The organism is Spongiactinospora rosea, assembly GCF_003315795.1.
Taxonomy (GTDB): Bacteria; Actinomycetota; Actinomycetes; order Streptosporangiales; family Streptosporangiaceae; genus Spongiactinospora; species Spongiactinospora rosea.
This window is the reverse complement of the sequence record NZ_QMEY01000014.1, coordinates 200,972-222,500: the sequence shown is the minus strand read 5'-3', so window position 1 is coordinate 222,500 and position 21,529 is coordinate 200,972. Positions and strand designations below refer to the sequence as shown.

Below are 21,529 nucleotides of genomic sequence, written 5' to 3'. Positions count from 1 at the left end.
ATCGTGCCGTTCAGGCAACCCGCCGACGGCAACGTCCTCAGCGTCGGCAACCGCACCCGCAACGCCCTGCAGCGCGCGCTGCGCTGCCTGGGAGAACGCGGCTTCGCCCTCCTGACCGAACGCTGGACCGCTCTCCGGCACACCACACTCAGCCCCAGCCGGATCGGCGATCTCGTCCGCGCCGCCCTCGTCCTCGTCCATTTCGAACACCGCCGGATCAGCTGAAATTCAGTGAGAAAACGTCATTGGTCGGCAGTAATTCAGAATGGAGAACAGATAGAAGAGTGAGGGAAGATATACGAGTCGGGCGTGCAATATCTCGTGGCATCAGCCGGCCATTCCTTCTGAAAGGAGGGACTACGTCATCAGTCGGGGCGCGCACCGGCCAACCCAACCGCGCGCTGACCTGGCGTTCTACGCTAATCCCCTCGGCCACTCTCAAGCGGTTGCCCATCGGCCTGCGAGTGGTCACTCCAACGGCCGGGTACTCAGAATGAAGAAGTTCACGTTGGACGTCCCGTCCAGGCCCCCAAGCAGCAGAATGGCGTGGTGCGCATATTGATCCTGGGTGGCTCATGGTTCGTCGGCCGGGCAGTGGTCGCCGATGCAATACGGCGGGGGTGGGAGGTCACCCTCTTCAACCGGGGCCGCAGTTCCATCGCTCCAGAGGGCGCCCACCTCATCCGCGGAGACTGGGAACGCGATACGCATCTTACGCAACTCGCGGCTTGCGGGCCCTGGAATGTAGTCCTCGATGTCGCCGGCGCCGTACCGGCCGTGGTGGGCAACATGGCGCGGGTCCTTGCTCCCGCCACAGAGCACTACGTCTTCATGTCCACCATCTCGGTGTACCGCGACTGGCCCTACCGGCCGGTGGACGAGTTTTCGGCCCTGTGGGACGGTGATCCCGACCTGGACCCCGGAACGCGGCGCTGGGATCCAGATGCCTACGGGCCGCTGAAGGTGGGCTGCGAGCTGGCGATCCGCCGGGAGTTCGGCGACCGGGCGTTGTTCGTTCGCCCCCATGTGATTCTCGGCCCCGGCGAGTACGTGGGCCGCCTGCCCTGGTGGCTGAGCCGGATCAACCAGGGCGGTCACGTTCTCGCACCCGCTCCGCCTGAGAGAAGCATTCAGCCGGTCGATGTCCGGGACGTCGCCCGGTTCACCCTCGACCTGGTCGCCGCCAACGCCACCGGCGCATTCAATATCGCTGCGCCGATCGGCCGGGACACCTATGCCGACCTCCTGCATGCGTGCAGAGACGTGACCGGCTCGGCCGCCGAGTTCGTGTGGGCCGACGAAGCGTGGCTCGTCCAGCAGGAGGTTCGGGAGTGGACAGAACTCCCTCTTTGGCGGACATTGCCAGCGGCATGGGCGATGGACGCCGGAAAAGCACAGAGAGCGGGCCTGGCCTGCCGTCCACTCCGCGAGACGGTCGCCGACACCTGGAGCTGGCTACGCGAAGGCGGCGTTCCCATCGCTCACGAACGATTCGCCGAACACGGCATCAGCGCTGAACGCGAGACCGAGTTGCTCACGGCGTGGCCGAACAGCCCACGAGACCCTGGGTGAAGGCAACGGCTGATGGCCAGATCACGGCCGCGGACATAACGTGCGGTCGGCCGATAACCGACCCCGGCATATAGGGCCAGGGCGGCGCATTCCTGGGAGTGCGCATGTCGCAGGCGCGGTAGTGGCCTGGGGCGGAGTGCAGGAGGCGAAGTCGGGTGCGAAGGGGCCCGCGTAGCCACGCCACCGGTCGAGATATGGGCGATTCATCCTTGGTGCGTCGATTAAGCCGGCTCTCGCAGCAGTAGCAGCGTCCTCACTGTCTGGCGGAATGGATCGGAGTTGCTCAACCCGAGGTAATGCTTGAACTGTAGGGCCGCTCGCCGCTTCCATGCCGCCGCTAGCATGATCGATGACTCTATGTGGTGGATCAACCCCTACTGGTTAAGGGATCCGAAGGTGCGCGTCGTCTTGCCACGCAAGAGCGTCCTGCCGCTCGTCGTTGTAGTCCTCGCCGCGACCGGTGCCGCAGTCGCCTGCCAGTCCGGCAGCACGACTCCAACACCCGCGCGGACGGTGGTGTTGCCTTCGGCCACCCCCACCCCGACGGAAAAGGACGCAGTCCTCGCCGTCTACCGCGCCATGTACCCCGCTGGACGCCGGGCAGAGCAGGCCAGCCCGAAGCAGCGCAGGCCGATTCTCGCGCAGGTAGCCACCCAGCCACTACTCGATCGGATGCTGCGAGGCATCACCGCACTTCGCGCCACCGGCCGCGTCACATACGGAATGCCAGTGCTGCACGAATTCGACGTCCGCATCGACGGGGACCGGGCAACGCTTCATGACTGCCAGGACGACCGAAACACCGGACAGGCCGACGATAAAACGGGCGAGGCTCTTCTCCGCGGCACAGAGAAGGTTCACTTGATCATCTCACTGCGACGCGGCATGGATAGAGCCTGGCGAGTCTCTCAGATGGAACAAAGTGATGAGCCATGCCTCTCCAGCTACTGAGCGCCGCCATCCTGGCCTTGGGAGGCGGCCCGCCCGACCCTGGAAATAGCGACGTACCCCAGGTGAGCACACTGCCCTGGGGCTACCACCTCTCCGCCGAGCAGACGTCCCGCAACAAGCCAGTGCCAGCGGCCAGTCAAGGAACTAACGTCACGTGCTCCTATCGACGATGGCCTATAAACAGGCCACAGGGCGGCGGCCATGAACGCGCCGGCGGCAATGCCCACTACCTCATCGAGTGTTCCGACGGCTTCCGGGACATCGCCTGGAACGCATCCGGAGATCACATATGGGTCAGGCCAGATACAAGTCCCGGCGCAAATGCCGAGAAACTCGCACGTCGTGCCTACAAACTGATCCAGATCACGCCACCGTCAGTATCGACCGCTCCACCGCGTGGACGGGACGGTCTGGTCGGGCTTCCGCATTGGTTCTGGCTTGCCGATGGGCAGTGGGTGGCCAAGTCCAAGCGGGTACGCGCCGGGACGGTCTGGGCGAAGGCCACCGCCACGCCGCAGCAGATGACCATTGACACCGGCGATGGCGAGACGCTGACCTGCAACGGTCCCGGCGCCGCCTACGATCTCGCCCGGCCGCCCGAGCGGCAGAAGACCACCTGTTCCCACCTATATGAGCGTCCGGCACATGCCTACCGGGTCACGGTGTCGGTGACCTGGGGCGGCAGTTGGCGCGGCTCGGGCGGGACAGGCGGCACGCTGCCGCCGATCACCCGATCGATCACCTTCCCGGTCCGGATCGTCGAAGCCCAAGCGCTCGTTGTGAGGAGGTAGATTCCTGCTATTGAACCGCATGCGACCAAGCTGGGTGCCATTCGGATTCTGGTTCACCGTCAGCGTTCCCACCGAATCTGCCTGTGGATGTTCATTCGCTGAGAAACATCTGGTTGTCGGCGTCGGGCCGCTGTTGCGTGGCGGAGAAGATCGCCCGAGCGCGCGCGATCTGCGCGGCGGAAGGCCAGCGGCTAGTAGCGGTGATGTTCGTGTTCATCCCTAGGGGCGACGCACCAAGAGATGTACGCGCCGGATGGGCCGGATGAGGACCCGTGAAGGCACCGCGGGGACACCCCCGCGTGACCTACTACGGGCGGGGTCCGAGTGAGATGGCGGGGCCTCGCGGGCCCTTATCGAGATTATGCCTACCGGCCTGCCCGCAGTGTGGCGACGCATCCGGCTCGCAGCTGTCGGCCAAGCATCAGCTGGATCACCGCTGAGCGTCCCGGCAGCGGCGGCCGGGACGCTCGCCGAATGGGTACTACGAAATACGGCGGCCGCACCATCGGTCAGTGCCGGTCATATGGCCTGTGCTTCACAGTACGGGTGATCAGTATGGACCTTTATCCGGTGATGAACGCCGCAGATAGGGTGCCCACGGTGAGCGGGGAACGATGGGCTCCTCGCACAGGCCGCTCAGCGTGACCAGGAGCTGCCTGCCGAGGAGGTCGGGCAATGTGCCGGTCTCATCGAGAGCGACCGTGATGTCCACCTCGACATGGCCGCCTGGAGAATGTATGTCGCCGAACACAGCGGCCGGTTTGGCCGCCGCCACGCTGAACGCCGATGCATCGCCGTCGCGGAGCCAGGGCAGTTGATCAAGGGCGGTCGGCATGCAGGGGTGGCAGGTGGGCGGCGTTCTGGTCCAGGGGGTGCCGTTTCCCCGAATGCGTTCGGCTTCGTTCGCGGGGAGCAGCCAGAGGGTTCGCCCTTGGGAGGTGCGGGCAGGATTTCCGCACATCTGACAGAGCCCATCTCGCATGCAGGTCAGTTGCCGAGCGGTGTGGATGGCATGGGACACCGGCTCCCCTCGACCGGCGTCGGAGGCGGTCCGTGCCCACAGCACGCCATACGTCCAATCCCCTTCCTGCGGAATGGGGTAGGCGAGCAGCCCACCGGTGGTGTGGCGTGGACGGCCGCCAAGCGGTGCCTCGCCGCTCCAGCGGGTCACGTAGGGGACGGTGAGCCCCCGCCACAGGGGCGGTCTCATTTGATGAACCACACCATCTTCCCTTCGGCACCGCGCGGGATGATCCCCCACGTCTGTGTGCAGGCAGTCACGATGGCCAGGCCCCGGCCGTGTTCAGCGAAGAGGTCCGGGACGGTGCGCTCGGAACCGGGCCGGAGCAGGGCCGCGCCGTGGTCGCTGACCCCGCCGTAGATGGTGCCGCTGGTGGTGGCCAGGCACATCTGGATCGGCGGGGTGGCGTGGGCGAGCGCGTTGGTGACGAGCTCGCAGATGACCAGGACGATGTCCTCGGTGGTGTCGGCGCGTCCGGCCAGTCCCCGGTCGGCCAGGGTCTTGCGAACGATCTCGCGGGCCTGGGACGCGGCGCATGGCGTGGAGGGAAGGTTCCACACCTGGATGGCGGTGGCAGGCGTCATGGGCTGGTTCCCGTCTCATATGGCGGAGCGGCGGTGTCGATGACGACACGGAGGATGCCGGCGGCCATATGCGGGAAGCCGACTCCGGCGAGAGCGAAGATCCAACGGCCGTGGCGGACGGTCTGAGAGGCCCTGTGGGTAGGCACGGCATTGCCCGGACACCGGGCCGCGTGCGGATACGCCCTGCCGAGTAATGCGCCGCCGCGAGTGGCGGGTGTGCCCGGGATTGCGGGATTATGGTGGGACATCGCGTTGAAGACCTCCGGTTTTCGACCTGGCTCCGCGCCGGTGCCGCATACACCAGCCTGGGGCGTTCTCATGTGCGGACGCCTCGCGTCGGGCGCGGGCGTGCGAACTTCTCGGGGGCGACCCCGATCCGTCGCGTTGTCCACCAGCAACCAGGTTCTGTACGCCACACTGGCGCCCAGTCCTGAAACTCTTCAGCTCCATTGGTCACGGCAGCTCCGCGGAGAAGGTTGGCCATGCAAACACATGGTGCGCCGCGTACCGTGTCCCACGCAACATGCGTAGAGAAACGTGTGTCATATATCCACAAAGGACGGCATGTGCCCGATATAGGCCCCTGCGTACGGAAAGGAAAAGCTCCGTGACCGAAACCGATCACAGTCCGACCGTGCGTCTGCGCCGCCTCGGGCAGGAACTGCGGCGACTGCGCGAAGAGACCGGCCTCACCATCCGAGATGCCGCCGCGCAGCTCGAATGGTCGGCCGCCAAGATCTCGCGTATCGAAAGCGGTCATACCAAGCGCGTTGACGCGGTGAACGTCAAAGCCCTCTGCGGCATTTATGGCGTCACAGATCAAGAGACGATCGGCGGGCTGGTGAAACTGGCGCGAGAGGCGCGCCAGCGAGGATGGTGGAACGCGTACCGAGATCTCTTCCCGGGCGCGTACGTAGGGCTGGAAGCCGAAGCATCTTCGATTCGGAACTTCGAGCTGGCCATCATCCCCGGCCTGCTCCAGACTCCCGAATACGCGGCAGAGATCGTCCGGACCGCTGGCGTCCGGGAACCCGATGAGATCGAACGCAGGGTGGCCGCACGAATAAAGCGTCAGCAACTCCTCAGCCAGGCGAACCCACCGCAGTTCTGGGCCGTCATCGACGAGGCCGCGCTCCTTCGCCCACCCGGCAGCAGAGAAGCACACGAGACCCAGCTCCGGCGCCTGCTGGACACCAACCCGTCCCGGCACGTCACCATCCAGGTGCTGCCCATGTCGGTGGGGCTGCACGCCGGGCTCGGAGGGTCGTTCGTGATCCTGGACTTCGCCCACACGGCGGACCGCAGCGTGGTCTTCGCCGAGACCCGAACGGACGGTCTGTATCTGGAGGAGCCCGAAGAACTGCAAAGTTATAACCTGGCGTTTCAGCACCTGTGCGCTTCGGCGCTCAGCGTCGATGCGTCGATCGCGTATCTGTCCGACCTGATCGACAAACTGTGAGGCACCGAAATGGATCTGACTCTTGCCGAGTGGCATAAAAGCTCACGCAGCCAGGGCACCAGCGCCAACTGCGTAGAGGTCGCCCGCAACCTGCCCGGGGTCATCGCCGTCCGTGACAGCAAGGACCCCGACGGGCCGAAACTCGCCTTCTCTCCCTCCGCCTGGAGCCGTTTCATCACCGGGCTGAAAAACGGCGACTACGACATCTAGATAAACGCAACGGAGCCCTCGGCCCGCACGTCAGGGCTTCGTGCATATTCCCAACCAGAGTGACCTCCCTCAGCCGGGTCGATTGACTGGCAAGTGAGGCCGTCAGCACAGATAGTGAGCCGGCGACGGAACCAGAACCCGTCTGGCATGCTGATGCCCGGACATGCGGGCTCCGGCCCGTGCGCCGCCTATAGAAGCGAAAGCGCAGGCGGGCGGCGCCCTTGTGGTGAGCGCCACCCGCCTGCGGCGCGGGGGCCACCTCCCCGCGCTGCGCGCGGCCCTGGGGGTGGGTGGGGCCGCTGCGCGGTCTGGATGGATTGAGCGGCGCGGGCAGGGAGAGCCACCTTTGACCCCACCCGCGCCGGGCGGGCCTCCTGACAGGCCCGCCGTCGGTGCGGCGGCGCGCTGCATCCCTTGCCACGCCGCCGCACCCGATCAGGTTGGCGGGGGCCGACCCGCGGCCCGCCCACGCCTTCGAGTGACCTGTCGGCACCCGGAATCCGTGTTGCCGAACCGGCGCATGGGCGTCATCAGCACCGCCCCGCCGACGCAGAAGGCCGACGCGGACAGGCGGACTGCCCGGTGCGCCTCATGCGCGTGTCGTACGGCATGGCGGCCTCCTCGCCAGGCCGCCGCGCCGAGTCGTCCAGGTCATAGAGGACGGCCCTGCCCCAGGCGTCACCGCGCACGAGGCAGAGGACCTTTTCCGAGCGGTTGGCGGTGACCAAGGTCGCGCCGTAGTCGTAGATCTCGCCGAACGCGGGCACCTGGGCGTGCCGTACCCGGCCACGCCCGCAGGGATAGGTGTCCAGAGCGCGTAGCATCCCCTGCGGCGCGTGACCGTAGTGGCCGTCCGTCACGCCACTCACGCCACTGTCACCGGCTTCGACATCCCAGACGAACACATGCCCACGTACGGGCTGGGCCTCCATGTCGAGGGAGGTCGTGCCCTCAGCGTGGCGCCGCGTCATGAGGGTCCTCCTCGTGCGGCGGGTTGATCCGAGCATGCTCTTCGGCCAGCGCCACAGCCGCTTCGTCCACACTGAGGTACACGGCAGCCGGTCCTGTACCACGGACTTCGACCGGGGGCTGCCGACAGATCCCATCCCGCTCCACGGTCACGACCAGGCCGCACCCCAGGGACACCCGTACCGTGCCGTACCCCCACTGAACCTCCGCACGGATGCCGAAGGATGCCAGCGCGACAACGAGTCGTCGGGCGGCCTCTCCAGCCGCGGCGTACCGCAATGGGTTGATGAGCATCAAGGAGTCCATTCAGCACTTCCCGGGGAAACCGTAGGCGTTCAGATCGGCCACGCCACCGACGAACATCGCAGTAGCGCCGTCTTCCGCAGGGCCGGGCTCCGGCCATCGTGACGCCTCGACCAGCCCGGGTTCTTCCAGTTCGCAGCCTTCCAGCAGCGCGGCGATCTCCTTTTCGGAGCGCAGTGCGAGCGGCGTCGCCGCCCCGGGACAGGCCATCGCGTCGTCCGAGCAGGCATGGGAAAGTACGATCTTGCTGCCTGGCGCGAGGCGGGCGCGCAGCCGCCGGACGAACCCGGCCGCCTGCTCGTCCGTGACGAAGTGCAATACCGCGCCGGCGATGACCACCACCGGACGCCGCGCGTCGATGAGCCGCGTGAGGACCGGGTGGTTGAAGGCGGCGTCGGGCCGCCGCACATCACCGGAGACCACGGCCACAGCCGGGCTCTCCAACAGCTCCCGGCCGCGGACGACGACCCGCCGATCGTTGTTCACATACGCGACGCGAGCCTCCGGATTGACTGCGCGGGCGGTCTGATGGAGCTTGCGCCGGACTGGCAAGCCGCCTTCGAAGTCGACGAACTGGTCATGACCACGCCTGCCGAGGTCATCGACCACGCGGATCAGGAAGTCGCGGTTCGCGCGCATGGCGGCGCGCAGTCCAGGCGCGATCCCCAGCCACGCCCCGACCTCCCGGCCGCCTGGGAATACGTCGATGCCGTCGCCCAGGTAGTCATACACGCGGGCGGCATTTAGCGCATATGGGTTGAATCTTATTGATGTTGCCTCCGCCGGCTGCGGCGGCGTCGTACTCTCTTCCATCAGGTCGCACCTCCATGCGGCCGGGGAATCCGCCGAGGGCTGGCGTCGCTCGGCGGGTTCCCGCTTCCCACCTATCTGCGGCGCAAATCAGGCTGAAATAATCAGAACCAGGACACGGGGCCGATTCCGCACCATCGTCGCCTCGCCGCATAGCGCCCGCACCACCTTGCTTACCGGCCGAGGCAGCACCGGGCATCCATCACGGAAACCACGCATTCATGAAATCCGCAGGACACGGGCCTGGGGAGGCGAGAGAGTATGACACCGTCGGATATCCATCCGTGTCCGCCCTGTTGAGAGGTGCGCGAACGTGGCAGACAGGTCACCTCAAGTACCGTCGAACCGGCTCAGAGAGGTGAGGAAAGCCCAAGGCTGGAGTCAAACAGATCTTGCTCGCGAACTGGCCAAGGTAGCACAGAACGACCCGCACCGGCCGACGAGAATCCCTGCGGTGGACAGCCTCAAGAGAATGATCTATGGCTGGGAGGCTGGCGATCATTCACCGAACGCCTTCTACCGCAGGTTGTACGCGCGAGCCTTCGGTATGAGCGAGGATGAGCTTTTCGGCAGCCCGGGCCATGATGCCATTCGCAAGAGCCTTGACGAAGCGCTGCTGACCGGGGCGATAAATGATTCGGCCCTGGAAGGGTGGGAGATCGTGGCCGCCCAGTACAGCCGGGCGGCTCACACCAAGCCGCCCGGAGTCCTCCTGCATGACCTTGGTGCCGATCTGGCCGACCTTGGCCACCTTCTGAACCAGCGGCGGGCGATTTCCACGTTACGCAGGCTCACCCGGGTCGCGGCACAGATGGCCGGACTCATGTGCCTGACCTACATCAAACTCGACGAACGACATGCCTTTCTGCGCTGGGCTCGTACGGCCCGCATGGCCGCGAGAGAAGCCGGCGACCCATCAGTGGTGTCCTGGGTCCTGGCCCAGGAGGCATACGGCCACTTCTACGCTGGCGACTTCACTGAAGCGATCAGCGTTACGAGAGAAGCGCAGGATATTCGCATCTCCTGCGTTGGCGCCGTCCTGGCAGCCGCCTTGGAGGCCCGCGCACAAGCGGCTCTTGGCCCGGCACGGGCCCCTGAAGCGCGATCGGCACTGATCAGAGCCGAAGCGCTACTGGACAGTCTGGCCCGTGAGGACGTCAATGACTCAGCGTTCGGCTACAACAGGGCGCAACTGTACTTCCATCGCAGCAACGCCTACACCCACCTTGGGGAAACCACGTCTGCCTGGGCGGCCCAGGAACAGGCCCTGGCGCTGTACCAGAAGTCGGACTTCGTCGATCGGGCGCTCACCCGCCTGGATCGCACGATCTGCCTCGCCCGGACCGGCGATAGCGCTGGCGCCCTGTCATACGCGGCCGATACGCTCACTCCTCTCACTCCTGACCAGCTCACCGGAATCATCACACTCCGAGGACTGGACGTTCTGAAGGCCATACCACCCCGACAGCGAGCCCTACCTGCTGCGGCCCAGCTTCGCGAGCTGCTGACTCCTCCAGGCAAGGAGAGGTCCGAACAAGCGTGACGATCATCGTTTCAGCCGCCACCCCTGACCACATCCCCGCCATGGCGGAACTGCTGGAGGAAATGGACCGCTTCTACGGCGGTGAACCCCAAGACCCTGCCGATGTCCGGGCAGGCCAGATCCGGCAAGCCCTTTTCGCGGACCCGCCCGCCGCATACGCACTGCTCGCTTGGGTGAATGATCGGCTGGCGGGCATCGCATCGTATTCGTTTCTCTGGCCTGCGGTGGGACTCACCCGATCGCTGTACCTGAAAGAGTTGTACGTAGCGAAGTCCGCGCAACGCCAGGGAGCCGGAACCGCGCTTATGCGGGCTCTCGCCAAGGTAGCCACCGCGCACAAGTGCAGCAGGGTCGAATGGACAGCCGACGCCGACAATGACGGCGCGCGCCGCTTTTATGAACGACTCGGACAAGAGGGGCTGGCAACAAAGGTGTTCTACCGTGCCGACATTGATGCGATCGGGCGCCTTGCCGGCGGTGGTGGATGAGATCCGCCGAGGCTTCAATCCTGTTCTGCAAGCGCGCCCTTGAGAGCAGACTGAAGGGCGGTCCTGCTTGGTCGGCGTGATCATGTCTGGCCGCACGCATAACGACTTAAAGGGACAATCAGTCGGGCCCGTGCAGTTCAGCCACAATGAGCGACATACTCCATTACTTTGGGCATTGCCGGGATACCTTACAAGGCAGTGTTCCGCCGACCACCTCGGCCGTCTCACCCTCCCCTTGACCAATTCCAGCGGCGCAGATAAGTGTATGTCGGTATATGACCCTGGCCGCAACTGGCTTGCAGCATTTCTGTGCGCCATAGCCGCTACTCAGCACCCGCACGAGCAGCTGATGAGTTCGATGAGTTGAGCCAGGTCGGTGTGAGTGAAATCAGCGTCCCCATCATCTGGCCGAATGGTTCAAGTTGCTAAATCGCAGGTAATACTTCAACGGCCCTGCCACTGCATGTCCGGTAGAGCCACTACTCTGATCGATGACTCAGCGTAGTTGATCAACCTCGATCCGCAAAGGTGCCCGCCCAGTGACAATCGTTTGGTTCTGCCGCAGGCGTGCCCTGTCATTGGCAGCGGTGCTGCTCGTCACTGGCGCCACGACAGCCTGCCGGTCCAACGGCAGTAGGCCTGAACCTACCCGAACCGCGGCACTGCCTTCAGCCACCTCTACTCAAACTCCGACAACAGACCGCAATGCGGTCCTGGCAGCGTACAGCGCCCTGTATCGAGAAGGCCAACGTGCCGAGCACGCTCGCCCCGCAGAGCGAAGAGCAATCCTCGGGCGGGTAGCGACCTGGTCCCTCTTGGACACGATGCTGGAAGGCATCGCCGCGCTTCGCGCTGAAGGGCGGGTGACCTACGGCTACCCGGTCATACACTTCTTTGACGTCCGGATCGAGGGCGGTCGAGCCTCTCTGCATGACTGCCAGGACGCCCGGAAGGTCGGCCAGGCAGATGACCGGACAGGAAAGCGCATCAGCCGTGGCCTCCCTGGTACCCATATGGTCGCCGCCCTTATCAAGGAGTCCGACGGTGTCTGGCGAGTCGCGAAGGTCGATCAGTTGAAGGTGCCGTGTTCGCCAGCGGCACGAAGCCCCTCCTTGTCGCTGGCTGGCTCTTCTTCCCTGTGACCTGAGGGCACCCGGCAAGGCTCAGGCGGGCCCGGCGGCACGCTACCGCCGATCACCAGGTCGGTCACCTTCCCGGTCGCCGTCGTCGACACAAGCGCTCGTTGTAAGGGAGTAGACCCTGATGCTGCTTCAGCGGCTCAAGCCGCCCGCAGAGACGGGCCAGGTACGTCCGTTGCCGGGGCGGCGTAGTCCGATGATGTTCCTGGCCAGCGTCGGGCTGACCGCGTTGGGGGCGTTGATCGCCTGGCAGGTGTACGGCGTCGCCGCGCATCGCACGCCGGTGCTGGTGATGGCCCGGGATGTGCCGATCGGGCAGCCGATCGCGGCGCAGGATCTGCGGACGGTGGCGCTCGGCCTGGATCCGGGCGTTCAGATGGTGGAGGCGTCCGGGAAGAGCGGCATCATCGGCTGGCGCGCCGCAGTCGATCTGAAGGCCGGCGGTGTGCTGTCCCGGGGTCAGCTGACCGACGCTGTGGTTCCGGCGCCGGGCGAGACGATCGTGCCGGTGGCGCTCAAGCCCAGCCGGTTGCCCGCCCGGGGGATCCGGCCCGGCGACCGTGTGGTGGCCGCCGCCGTATCGGACGGCGCCACGCCTGCCGACCATCCGGCCCGCGTGGATCGGGTCGGGCCGCTGGATGCGGATGGGCTGGTGGTGGTCGATCTGGTCGTCCCAGCCGCCGACGGGACCGCGCTGGCCCGGCAGGCCGCCGATGGGGAGATCGCGCTGGTGTTGCGGTCGCGGGCGGGGTGAGGGCCGGGATGTTGATCGTTGTGTGCTCGGGCGGGCATAGCCCTGGGGTCACCACGACCGCGTTGGCGCTCGCGCTCACCTGGCCCCGGGAGGTGCTGCTGGCCGAGTGCGACCCGGCCGGTGGCAGCCTGCTGTCCGGCTACCTGGCAGGCCAGCCGCAAGATCGTGGCCTGGGTGAGTGGGCAGTACGGTTGCGACGCGGCGGCGACCCCGCCGCCTCCCTCGCCGAGCAGGTCGTGCATCTGAGCAGCGGGCAGCGGATATTGCCGGGGCTGGCCGAACCCGCCCAACTGACATCGGTCCAGCCGCTGTGGCCGGCCATCGCCGAGGCCTTCGCCGCGCTGCCGGGTGATGTGATCGCCGACATCGGGCGGATCGGCGGCACGGACACCCCGGCGCCGCTCCTGGCCGCGGCCGATGAGGTGCTCGTGGTGGCCCGGCCGAGTCTGCGGGATCTGTCGGCGCTCGCCCCGCGGGCGAAGGCACTGCCGCGTGCGCGGGTGCTGCTGGCCGGGGCCGGTCCGTACAGCCGCCGCGAGGTCGCCAAAACGCTCGCCGTGGAGGTGGTCGATCATCTGCCGCACGATGTTCGTGCCGCGAAGCTGCTCAGCCACGGCACCGGCAACACCCGCTACCTGGCGCGTTCTCTGTTGCTCCGCGCGGCGCGATCGCTGGCGAACACCCTGTCCGAGCGGGCCCTCCCGGAGGTGGCACGGTCGTGAGCTTTGATGTGCAGCAGGCGGTGCGGGAGTTGCTGCCGCGCCTCACCCAGGCACTCGATGACGCCCACGTCAGCGGGGATGAGGCGATCCGGGAGTACGCCCGGGCGGCGATCACCGATCTGGTCCGCGCCTACGCCGACGGACGCGCCCTGGCCGGGCGGGACACCCCCACCCTGGCCGAGGAACGGTTGCTCGCCGAGGCCGCCTACAACGAGATCTTCGCGCTGGGCCGGTTGCAGCCGTTCATCGATGACCCACAGGTGGAGAACATCGACGTCAACGGCTGCGACCAGGTGTGGATCACCTACCGCGACGGCAGCAAACTGGCCGGGCCGCCGATCGCCGACTCCGATGAGGACCTGATTCAGGACGTGCGGCGGTGGGCCGCCTACCAGGGGCAGACCGCGCGGGAGTTCTCCATCGCCCGGCCCCGGCTGCACCTGTCGGCCGGGCAGCAGACCCGTATCGCCGCGCTGATGGGGGTCACCCCGCGGCCGTGTCTGTCGATCCGCCGGCACGGCATGCTGCACGCCGATCTGGATGACCTGATGGCCACCGGCACCCTGGACAAAGGCCTGCGCGCCTTCCTCGGCGCGGCGGTCCGCGCCCGTAAGGACATCGTGATCACCGGCGGGATGGGCGACGGTAAGACCACCTTCGCCCGCGCGCTGGCCGCCGAGATCGACCCCGACGAGCGGATCGCCACCATCGAGAAGGAGTACGAGCTGTTCCTGCACCACCAGCCCGGGCGGCATCGGGACGTGCTGGCGCTGGAGGCCCGGGAGGGCAACAGCGAAGGGCTGGGCGCGATCACGATGCATCAGCTCATCGCGGACGCGTTGCGGTTCAACGCCCGGCGGATCATCGTCGGGGAGGTCCGCGGGGATGAGCTGGTGCCGATGCTGGAGGCGATGAACACCGGCGGCGCCGGATCGATCTGCACCATGCACGCCGACTCGGCTGGGCAGGTGTTCGCCCGGATGCTGATCCTGGCCGGCTCGGGTGGGCTGGCCCTGCCTGCCAGGACGCTGTTTCGCACCATCGGGATGGCGGTGGACTTCGTGGTCCACCTGGGACACGAACTGCGCCACGACCTCGACGGCCCAATCAACCACCGCTACGTCGCCGAAGTACACGAGGTACTGCCGCCGGGAGACGGGGCGGAACCGGCGGTCAACCGGGTCTATGTGCCGGGGCCGGACGGCCGGGCGGTGTCGCACACGATTCCGCAATGCATGGACGAGCTGGTGCGGGCGGGGTTCGATTCGGGGTTGTTCACCGGCTGGGGGCTGGTGTGACCGGGCTGCTGGCCGCCCTTGCCGGGGCGGCGCTGGTCGCAGGGCCGCTGCTGGCCATCACCAACATGGTGCGCCCCGCGTCGCTACGGCCACCCCGTCCGAAACAACGACGGCTGCCGCCGATTTCGGCCAAGCCGGTCCTGTACGCGCTGGCGGCCGGTGGGGTGACGTGGTGGGCCACCGGCTGGCCGGTCGCCGCTGCCGGGGCCGCCGCGGGCGCGGTCACGCTGCCACCGATGCTGACCAACCGCGCCACGACCCGGCGGATCGAGCGCCTGGAAGCCCTGGAAGCCTGGACGCGGCATCTGGCCGATGTCCTGGGCGGCAGCGCCGGCCTGGAAGAAGCGCTGCGTTCCAGCGCGGACAACCCGCCCGCGCCGATCGCCGAACAGGTGCGGGCGCTGGCCCGGCGGCTGGCCTACCGCACCCCGACCGAACAGGCGCTGCGCGCGTTCGCTGATGATCTGGACGACCCGGCCGGGGACATGATCGCCGCCGCGTTGATCCTGGCGTGCCGGGCCCGCGGCAAAGGCCTGCGCGAAGTGCTGCAAAGTCTGGCGCGTACCGTGGCCAAGGACGTCGCCGCGCGGCGGGACATCGACGCGCAGCGGGCCACGCACCGTACCACCGCCCGGTGGGTGATCGGCGCGCTGCTCGGCTACACCGCCTTCGCCCTGGCCAACCGGGCCTATGTCGCGCCATTCGGCACGCTGGGCGGGCAGCTCGTGCTGGCGGCGGTGATCGGCTTGTATGCGGGGGCGTTCGCCTGGCTGCACCGCCTGGCCCAGCCGCCGAAGACCCACCGCTTCCTTAACCCATCCAGCGGGGAGCGGTCATGATCGGGCTGGTCCTGGCCTGCGGCGCGCTCATCGGCTTCGGTATCGCGCTGGCTGTCGTGGCGCTGCTGCCGGCCGCGCCCGCGCTCGGCCCGGCGATGCAACGCCTCCAGCCCGGCGCAAGCCGTCCCAGGGCTGCCGATTGGCGGGTGCGTCTGGCCGGAAAACTGCCGGTAACCGCCCCGCAGTTGGACCTGGCCTTGATCGGCAAAACCGCTGAGGACTACCTCGCCCAGAAGGGCCTGATGATCGGTCTTGGGGTGGCCGGGCCGCCGGTGCTGTGGGCCTGGTGCGCCCTGCTCGGCGTCACTCTCCCGCCGATCATCACCTGGGGGGCCTGCGCGGCGTTCGCCGTCGTGGTGTTCTTCGCCCCCGACGCCGCCCTCCGTGGCCAGGTGATGGAGGCGCGGGCGGCGTTCCGCCAGGCCATCATCGCCTACCTCGATCTGGTCGCACTCGCCCGCGCGGCCGGAGCCGGACCGGCCGACGCCTTGGAATCGGCGGCCAAGGCCGGGCAGGGCTGGACGTTCCGGCGGCTGGCTCATGCGCTGGACCCGGCCCGCCGCACCACCGGCGGCGCATGGGACGAACTCACCCGCCTGTCCGCCGAGATCGACCTCCCCCAGCTCGGCGAGGTCGCCGCCATCGCCCAGGCCGCCGGGACCCGGGGAGCGGGGATCACCGGCACCCTCATGGCCAAGGCCCAGTCCCTGCGCGAGGCCGAGCTGTCCGCCGCGACCGCCTCGGCCCGCTCCCGTACCGAGACCATGACCGTCCCGATGGCGTTGTCGGTCATCGGTTTCCTGCTCCTGCTCGGCTATCCCGCCTTCGCCCGGATGACCGGCGGCTGACCCACCTGGAGGGTGCTCATGATGATGTACAGATACCTGCTCGCCGCGACCGTCGCACGGCTGGAGGACCTGCGATCGGCCGCCGGACGACGCCGCGAACACGGCGGCTCGACAGTGGAGTGGGTGGTCATCGCCGCCGTGGTGTTCCTGCTCGCCGTCGCCGTGGGAGCCAAGCTCACCAGCGTCGTCAACGAACACCTCGCCAAGATCAAATGAGTCGGCGGGAACGGGGATCGGCCACCCTGGAGGCCACGGTGATCTACCCCGTGGTGCTCCTGCTGATCCTGCTGGCGGTCAATGCCGCGATGTGGTTCCACGCCCGCGCCATCGCGCTGGCAGCCGCCCAGGAAGGACTGCGCGCCGGCCGCGCCCACGGCGCCGACCTCACCACCGGGCAGACAGCGGCCCGCGACTTCCTCCGGCAGACCGGCGGCAACTTCCTCACCTCCCCATCGGTCCGCGCCGAACACGCCAGCGGCAGCGTGCAGGTGATCGTCACCGGCCGGGCGATCAGCCTGATCCCGCTGCTCGACCTGGGGGTGGAGCAGGTCGCCCGCGCCCCGCTGGAACGATGGACCACCCCATGACCACCCCGCCACAGCGGGGCTCGATGGCGCTGGAAGCGGCGATCATCGCCCCCGCGCTGGCCGCCCTGGTGCTGGCGGTGATCGGGTTCGGGCGGATCACCCTCGCCCACGGCGCGATCGACGCCGCAGCACGCGATGCGGCCCGGCAGGCGTCCCTCGCCCGCGACCCTGCCTCCGCCCGCACCCGAGCCGTGGCCAGCGCGCATGCCGCGCTGGCCCGTGAGGGCCTGGCCTGCACCCCGACGGTGACCGTGAACACCGCCGCCTTCTCCGCACCGGTCGGCGCACCCGCCACCGTGGCCGCCCGGGTGTCCTGCCGGGTGGACCTGGCCGACCTCGCCCTGCCCGGACTCCCCGGAACCAAGCACCTGACCAGCGAGTTCACCAGCCCGATCGACCCCTACCGAGCCCGAGGAGACACCCGATGAACGCCGAGCGGGGATCGGTCACCGCGTTCGCCGCGGTCATCGCGCTGGCGGTGCTGGTCTGCGCCGGGCTGGTAGTGGACGGCGGCGCCAAACTCCAGGCCTACCGCACCGCGTACGCGGTCGCCGAAGAAGCCGCCCGCGCCGGAGCCGGACACGTCAACATCCCCAGCGCCTATACCGGTGGCCGCATCGAAACCAGCCCTGCCCAAGCCGTCTCGGCCGCCCGCGCCTACCTGTCCGCGGCCGGACACACCGGCAAAGTCGCCCTGGCCGGTGGCCGGACGGTCCAGGTCACCGTCACCACCTCCCGGCCCACCCGTCTGCTGTCGCTGATCGGCATCGACCAGGTCACGGCCAGCGCCACCGCCACCGCGCACCTGTTCCACGGCATCGAACAAGGACGACCGCAATGACCTGGCCGCAGCACCCGATCCTTACCAAGATCACCGCAGCCACCGCGCTGGCCGCGTTCCTGGCCGGGATCCCCACCGTCCTGCTGACCTTCTTCTGGCCGATCGACCTGCCCACGGTCGATGACCTGGCCACCCCCGGCGAGCCCGTGGTGATCGAGGCGCTTCTGCTGGCCGTGGTGTGGACCTGCTGGGCGCTGTTCACCTGGGCGGTCCTGGCCGAGGTCGCAGGGGTGATCCGGAATCGCCCCAGCCGGATACTGCTGCCGTTCCAGCGCCTGGCCGCGTATCTGATCACCGCCATCACCGTGACCGCCACCGCGCCGATCGCCGCACCACGCGGCCTGCCCGCCGCCGCAGCGACGGTCACCCCCGAAGCATCGCCCCACTCACCGATCACTCAACAAGGAGCGGACGAGCCGGTACAGGCGCACAAGACCTACCTGGTGCAGCCCCGGGACACCCTGTGGAGCATCGCCGAACAGCACCTCGGCGACCCGATGCGCTACCCGGAGATCGCCGCCCTGAACCACGGCCGCACCATGCCCGACGGGCACACCTTCACCAGTGGAGACTGGCTCCACCCTGGCTGGACCCTGCACCTGCCCGCCGACGCCACCGGCACCAGCACCCCAGGCACCTCGCCGCCCGCCCGTCCCCGCACGCACACCGTCGCCCCCGGCGACACCCTGTGGGACATCGCCGAACACCACCTCGGCACCGGCCACCGCTACAAAGACATCTTCCGGCTGAACAAGAACCGCTCCCAGCCCGGCGGGGAGAGGCTGACCCGCCCCGGTGTCCTGGAACCCGGCTGGCGACTGATCCTGCCCAAACGCAAGCACCAGCTCCGCGGTCCCGAATCTGAGCAGCACCGCTCCGGCCCACCATCTCCCTCGGCAAACGCCGCCTCCGCGATGCCGTCAGCTCCCGCCCCCGCACCGCCCCCTGCACAGCCACCCAGCGAAACGGCTGTCTCTTCACAGCCAACGGAGGACAAGCCGACACTCGCCCGGCCTGCCGACCGGCAGACTGGCTCGCCCACGACGGCCGCCGAACCTGCCCCAGAACAGAAGCTTGTAGCGGCCCCTTCTCCCGAGGTGGTCACCCTGCCCGGCGGCGGCATGATGGCGCTCTCCTTCGCCGCAGGCGTGGCCGTCGCCCTGGCCGCCACCCGGCTATGCCGACGCCGCGAACTGACCGCACCCGGCATCGACGAACCGACGCACATGCCCACCCCCGAACCACATCCAACCGCCATCAAAGCCCTCCAACGAGCCCACCACCATCACACGACCGGCACCGGCACCGGCGCGACGGACGACTACACCCTGGTCACCTCCGCCTTCACCACCGACCCACCCGCCCTGCTCGACCTCGGCACCCGCGACCAGACCACCATCGCCCTCCCGCTTGCAGGGCTGAACCTGGCCCTGACCGGACCCGGCGCCGAGGACTGCCTGCGCGCCATCGTGCTCGCCCTGCTCGCCCACGCCGACCCCCACCGCGCCGACATCATCCTCCCCGCCCCCGACGCCGAAGCCTGGTTCGGCCCATCCATCCACACCCTGGCCGGCCACCTGCCCGGCCTGCGCCTGGTCGCCACCCTGGACGCGGCCATCGACCACCTGGAAGAACAATTCGTCACCCGCCGCCGCCTCCTGCGCGACCACCACACCGACGACATCGGCCAACTCCGCGAGAACGAACCCGGCGAACCCCTGCCCGCCCTGCTGCTGGTCGCCGCATGCCCCAACGGCCACCCCTACCTGGACACTCTCATGGGCATGGCCGCCGCCTTCGGCGCCGGAGCCGTCATCGCCGGGCACTCGACGTCGGGCACCACCTGTACCATCAACCCCGATCACACCGTCACCGAAGCCGCCGGCGACCTCGCCGAACAACTTCGTGACGCCACCGTGTTCCACCTGCCGCACGACACAGCGCAAGCGGCCCTGCACACCCTGGCCACCGCCCACGGCCTGCCCCAGCAACCCCCGAGCAGTTCCTCTGAGCAACCTGCGGACATTCCGCCCTCACCGCCCGCCGCAGGCAGCCCGCTGGTCCGCTTCGCCCTGGTCGGACCACCCGTCATCGAGGTCAACGGCACCACGGTGGACCTGTCCGGCCGCGCCAAAGCCCTGGAACTGTTCACCCTGCTCGCCGTCCACCCCGCCGGTCTGAACCGCGAACAGATCTGCGACCACCTATGGCCGGAACTGGAGCCGACCCTCGCCGGCTACCGCTTCCACGCCGCCCTCAAAGACCTCCGCGCCGCCCTGCGCACCCCCGCCAGCATGGACGGGAAGGCGGCCACGTTCATCGAACGCCACGGCACCACCTACCGCATCGGCCCCGGAAGCGTCGATGTGGACCTCTGGGCCCTGCACCGCGCCCTCACCGACGCCCGCACCGCCACCACCGAAGAAGCAAAGACACACGCGCTGGAGACCGTCGCCGGCCTGTGCCGCGGCCCACTGGCGCAGGGCCTGCACTACGACTGGCTCGACCAAGACCACCGCTGGCCCCTCACCATCGCCACCGTCAAAGCACTCCTGCAACTCGGCGCCCTGCACGAGCACACCGGAGACAACGAACGCGCTTTGGAAGCCTACGATCAGGCCTGCACCCTGGACCCTGACACCGAAACCGCCGCCCGATCCGCCATCCGCCTACTCCACCCCCTCGGCCGCACCGACGAAGCCCGCCTCCGCGCCCGCCAGCTCAAAACCCGCCTCGACACCCTCGGCGTCGCGCCTGCGCCTGAGACTCAGACCCTTCTAGAGGATCTAAGCACCCCTGTTTAGGGCTCTCTTCCATCTCCTCACCGTCCGGGAGCCGATCACCAATCGAATGGGCCCCGCAAGCCACCTGCATTATCGTTGAACGCGTCTAAATCGCCGGCCTTCAACCAGAGGTTACAGATGCTGCCCACGCAGCCGTCGGCCAGCCCGCTGGCGAAGCAACTGAATGAAATCGGCACTTCCGCCCGATAGCATCGCAGGTCAGCAAGTGTCGGCCCCGCGCGTGCGGGGGTGTTCCCTCGTTTCACCACTGCGCCGAGCACGGTCCGCCGTCGGCCCCGCGCGTGCGGGGGTGTTCCCGGCACCAGGGCCTCACGCTGCCGGGCGGGCCAGTCGGCCCCGCGCGTGCGGGGGTGTTCCGGGCCCCGGAGGGAAAGAGGTCCAGCGGTCCACGTCGGCCCCGCGCGTGCGGGGGTGTTCCCACCTGCTGCTGGGTGACCTTGATGCCGCGCGGGTCGGCCCCGCGCGTGCGGGGGTGTTCCGACCACATCCTCGCGCTGGCTGGAGCATGTGAAGTCGGCCCCGCGCGTGCGGGGGTGTTCCCTCGTTTCACCACTGCGCCGAGCACGGTCCGCCGTCGGCCCCGCGCGTGCGGGGGTGTTCCCGGCACCAGGGCCTCACGCTGCCGGGCGGGCCAGTCGGCCCCGCGCGTGCGGGGGTGTTCCGGGCCCCGGAGGGAAAGAGGTCCAGCGGTCCACGTCGGCCCCGCGCGTGCGGGGGTGTTCCCACCTGCTGCTGGGTGACCTTGATGCCGCGCGGGTCGGCCCCGCGCGTGCGGGGGTGTTCCGACCACATCCTCGCGCTGGCTGGAGCATGTGAAGTCGGCCCCGCGCGTGCGGGGGTGTTCCCCCGAAGCTGGCCGAACGGTCCCACGGTGTCGAGTCGGCCCCGCGCGTGCGGGGGTGTTCCCTTCTCGCACAGGCCAGAGCAGAGGAGGCACACGTCGGCCCCGCGCGTGCGGGGGTGTTCCCTCTGCCGCTCGTAGCGGCGGTGTTGCTG

At 68.2% G+C, this 21,529-nt stretch carries 23 protein-coding genes, 1 pseudogene and 1 CRISPR repeat array (1 of these 25 only partly in view); of the genes and pseudogenes, 19 read left to right on the top strand and 5 right to left on the bottom strand.

The window, feature by feature from the left end; translation table 11 throughout:
- The 4 genes and pseudogenes from DP939_RS28350 to DP939_RS45575 form a co-directional block, all read left to right on the top strand.
- Positions 1-225 (top strand): annotated as a pseudogene (locus tag DP939_RS28350) (IS5/IS1182 family transposase); the annotation flags it as partial.
- Between the two features lie 324 nt (positions 226-549).
- Complete coding sequence (locus DP939_RS28345; protein ID WP_113983843.1) at positions 550-1,572, top strand: NAD-dependent epimerase/dehydratase family protein; 1,023 nt, start codon at positions 550-552, stop codon at positions 1,570-1,572.
- Positions 1,573-1,914: 342 nt separating this feature from the next.
- Positions 1,915-2,523, top strand: coding sequence for a hypothetical protein (locus DP939_RS28340; RefSeq protein WP_147268181.1), 609 nt, complete (start codon positions 1,915-1,917; stop codon positions 2,521-2,523).
- 62 nt (positions 2,524-2,585) lie between these two features.
- On the top strand, positions 2,586-3,314 hold the full coding sequence (locus DP939_RS45575; protein ID WP_147268180.1) for a hypothetical protein: 729 nt from the start codon (positions 2,586-2,588) through the stop codon (positions 3,312-3,314).
- Between the two features lie 91 nt (positions 3,315-3,405).
- On the opposite strand, the gene DP939_RS48850 is transcribed toward DP939_RS45575, so the two are convergent.
- From DP939_RS48850 to DP939_RS28330, 3 genes are all read right to left on the bottom strand, one after another.
- On the bottom strand, positions 3,406-3,531 hold the full coding sequence (locus DP939_RS48850; protein ID WP_263972352.1) for a hypothetical protein: 126 nt from the start codon (positions 3,529-3,531) through the stop codon (positions 3,406-3,408).
- Positions 3,532-3,864: 333 nt separating this feature from the next.
- Positions 3,865-4,485: a hypothetical protein gene (locus DP939_RS45570; protein ID WP_147268179.1), complete on the bottom strand. Its 621-nt coding sequence runs from the start codon at positions 4,483-4,485 to the stop codon at positions 3,865-3,867.
- Between the two features lie 35 nt (positions 4,486-4,520).
- Positions 4,521-4,919 carry an ATP-binding protein gene (locus DP939_RS28330; RefSeq protein ID WP_113983825.1) on the bottom strand — a complete coding sequence of 133 codons (399 nt, stop codon included), beginning with the start codon at positions 4,917-4,919 and terminating at the stop codon, positions 4,521-4,523.
- Positions 4,920-5,526: 607 nt separating this feature from the next.
- Between DP939_RS28330 and DP939_RS28325 the strand changes: the two genes are divergently transcribed.
- Together DP939_RS28325 and DP939_RS28320 are read left to right on the top strand one after the other, a co-directional pair.
- Positions 5,527-6,378, top strand: a complete 852-nt coding sequence (locus DP939_RS28325; protein ID WP_225878542.1) for a helix-turn-helix domain-containing protein — start codon at positions 5,527-5,529, stop codon at positions 6,376-6,378.
- A gap of 9 nt (positions 6,379-6,387) precedes the next feature.
- Positions 6,388-6,588 carry a DUF397 domain-containing protein gene (locus DP939_RS28320; protein WP_113983823.1) on the top strand — a complete coding sequence of 67 codons (201 nt, stop codon included), beginning with the start codon at positions 6,388-6,390 and terminating at the stop codon, positions 6,586-6,588.
- Between the two features lie 530 nt (positions 6,589-7,118).
- On the opposite strand, the gene DP939_RS28315 is transcribed toward DP939_RS28320, so the two are convergent.
- Together DP939_RS28315 and DP939_RS28305 are read right to left on the bottom strand one after the other, a co-directional pair.
- Entirely contained in the window at positions 7,119-7,559 is a 441-nt protein-coding gene (locus DP939_RS28315; protein WP_113983822.1) for a hypothetical protein, read from the bottom strand.
- Positions 7,560-7,863: 304 nt separating this feature from the next.
- Positions 7,864-8,673, bottom strand: coding sequence for an SAM-dependent methyltransferase (locus tag DP939_RS28305; protein ID WP_113983820.1), 810 nt, complete (start codon positions 8,671-8,673; stop codon positions 7,864-7,866).
- A 451-nt stretch (positions 8,674-9,124) separates the two neighbouring features.
- Between DP939_RS28305 and DP939_RS28300 the strand changes: the two genes are divergently transcribed.
- The 13 genes from DP939_RS28300 (at position 9,125) to DP939_RS28245 (ending at position 20,533) form a co-directional block, all read left to right on the top strand.
- Positions 9,125-10,213: an XRE family transcriptional regulator gene (locus DP939_RS28300; RefSeq protein ID WP_113983819.1), complete on the top strand. Its 1,089-nt coding sequence runs from the start codon at positions 9,125-9,127 to the stop codon at positions 10,211-10,213.
- Positions 10,210-10,701, top strand: coding sequence for a GNAT family N-acetyltransferase (locus tag DP939_RS28295; RefSeq protein WP_113983818.1), 492 nt, complete (start codon positions 10,210-10,212; stop codon positions 10,699-10,701). Before DP939_RS28300 ends, DP939_RS28295 begins: the two co-directional genes overlap by 4 nt.
- 824 nt (positions 10,702-11,525) lie before the next feature.
- Positions 11,526-11,843 carry a hypothetical protein gene (locus DP939_RS45565; RefSeq protein ID WP_147268178.1) on the top strand — a complete coding sequence of 106 codons (318 nt, stop codon included), beginning with the start codon at positions 11,526-11,528 and terminating at the stop codon, positions 11,841-11,843.
- A gap of 121 nt (positions 11,844-11,964) precedes the next feature.
- A complete protein-coding gene (locus DP939_RS28290) occupies positions 11,965-12,594 on the top strand; it encodes an SAF domain-containing protein (RefSeq protein ID WP_113983817.1) in 630 nt (209 codons plus the stop codon).
- Between the two features lie 8 nt (positions 12,595-12,602).
- The gene (locus DP939_RS28285) at positions 12,603-13,316 is read left to right on the top strand and encodes a MinD/ParA family ATP-binding protein (RefSeq protein ID WP_147268177.1); all 714 of its coding nucleotides are present in this window, start codon (positions 12,603-12,605) and stop codon (positions 13,314-13,316) included.
- Positions 13,313-14,614 (top strand): CpaF family protein, encoded by a 1,302-nt coding sequence (locus tag DP939_RS28280; RefSeq protein WP_158578724.1) that lies wholly within the window; start codon positions 13,313-13,315, stop codon positions 14,612-14,614. Before DP939_RS28285 ends, DP939_RS28280 begins: the two co-directional genes overlap by 4 nt.
- On the top strand, positions 14,611-15,453 hold the full coding sequence (locus tag DP939_RS28275) for a type II secretion system F family protein (protein WP_158578722.1): 843 nt from the start codon (positions 14,611-14,613) through the stop codon (positions 15,451-15,453). Before DP939_RS28280 ends, DP939_RS28275 begins: the two co-directional genes overlap by 4 nt.
- Positions 15,450-16,301: a type II secretion system F family protein gene (locus DP939_RS28270; RefSeq protein ID WP_113983813.1), complete on the top strand. Its 852-nt coding sequence runs from the start codon at positions 15,450-15,452 to the stop codon at positions 16,299-16,301. The genes DP939_RS28275 and DP939_RS28270 overlap by 4 nt, the downstream gene beginning before the upstream one ends.
- A gap of 18 nt (positions 16,302-16,319) precedes the next feature.
- Positions 16,320-16,517, top strand: coding sequence for a hypothetical protein (locus DP939_RS28265; protein WP_147268176.1), 198 nt, complete (start codon positions 16,320-16,322; stop codon positions 16,515-16,517).
- Complete coding sequence (locus tag DP939_RS28260; RefSeq protein ID WP_113983811.1) at positions 16,514-16,888, top strand: TadE/TadG family type IV pilus assembly protein; 375 nt, start codon at positions 16,514-16,516, stop codon at positions 16,886-16,888. The genes DP939_RS28265 and DP939_RS28260 overlap by 4 nt, the downstream gene beginning before the upstream one ends.
- Positions 16,885-17,316: a TadE/TadG family type IV pilus assembly protein gene (locus DP939_RS28255; RefSeq protein WP_199565460.1), complete on the top strand. Its 432-nt coding sequence runs from the start codon at positions 16,885-16,887 to the stop codon at positions 17,314-17,316. The genes DP939_RS28260 and DP939_RS28255 overlap by 4 nt, the downstream gene beginning before the upstream one ends.
- Positions 17,313-17,729 carry a pilus assembly protein TadG-related protein gene (locus DP939_RS28250; RefSeq protein WP_113983809.1) on the top strand — a complete coding sequence of 139 codons (417 nt, stop codon included), beginning with the start codon at positions 17,313-17,315 and terminating at the stop codon, positions 17,727-17,729. The genes DP939_RS28255 and DP939_RS28250 overlap by 4 nt, the downstream gene beginning before the upstream one ends.
- The gene (locus DP939_RS28245) at positions 17,726-20,533 is read left to right on the top strand and encodes a LysM peptidoglycan-binding domain-containing protein (RefSeq protein ID WP_113983808.1); all 2,808 of its coding nucleotides are present in this window, start codon (positions 17,726-17,728) and stop codon (positions 20,531-20,533) included. Before DP939_RS28250 ends, DP939_RS28245 begins: the two co-directional genes overlap by 4 nt.
- Before the next feature lie 207 nt (positions 20,534-20,740).
- Positions 20,741-21,529: direct repeats of the CRISPR family, unit length 28 nt; unit sequence GTCGGCCCCGCGCGTGCGGGGGTGTTCC; it runs 764 nt beyond the window's last position.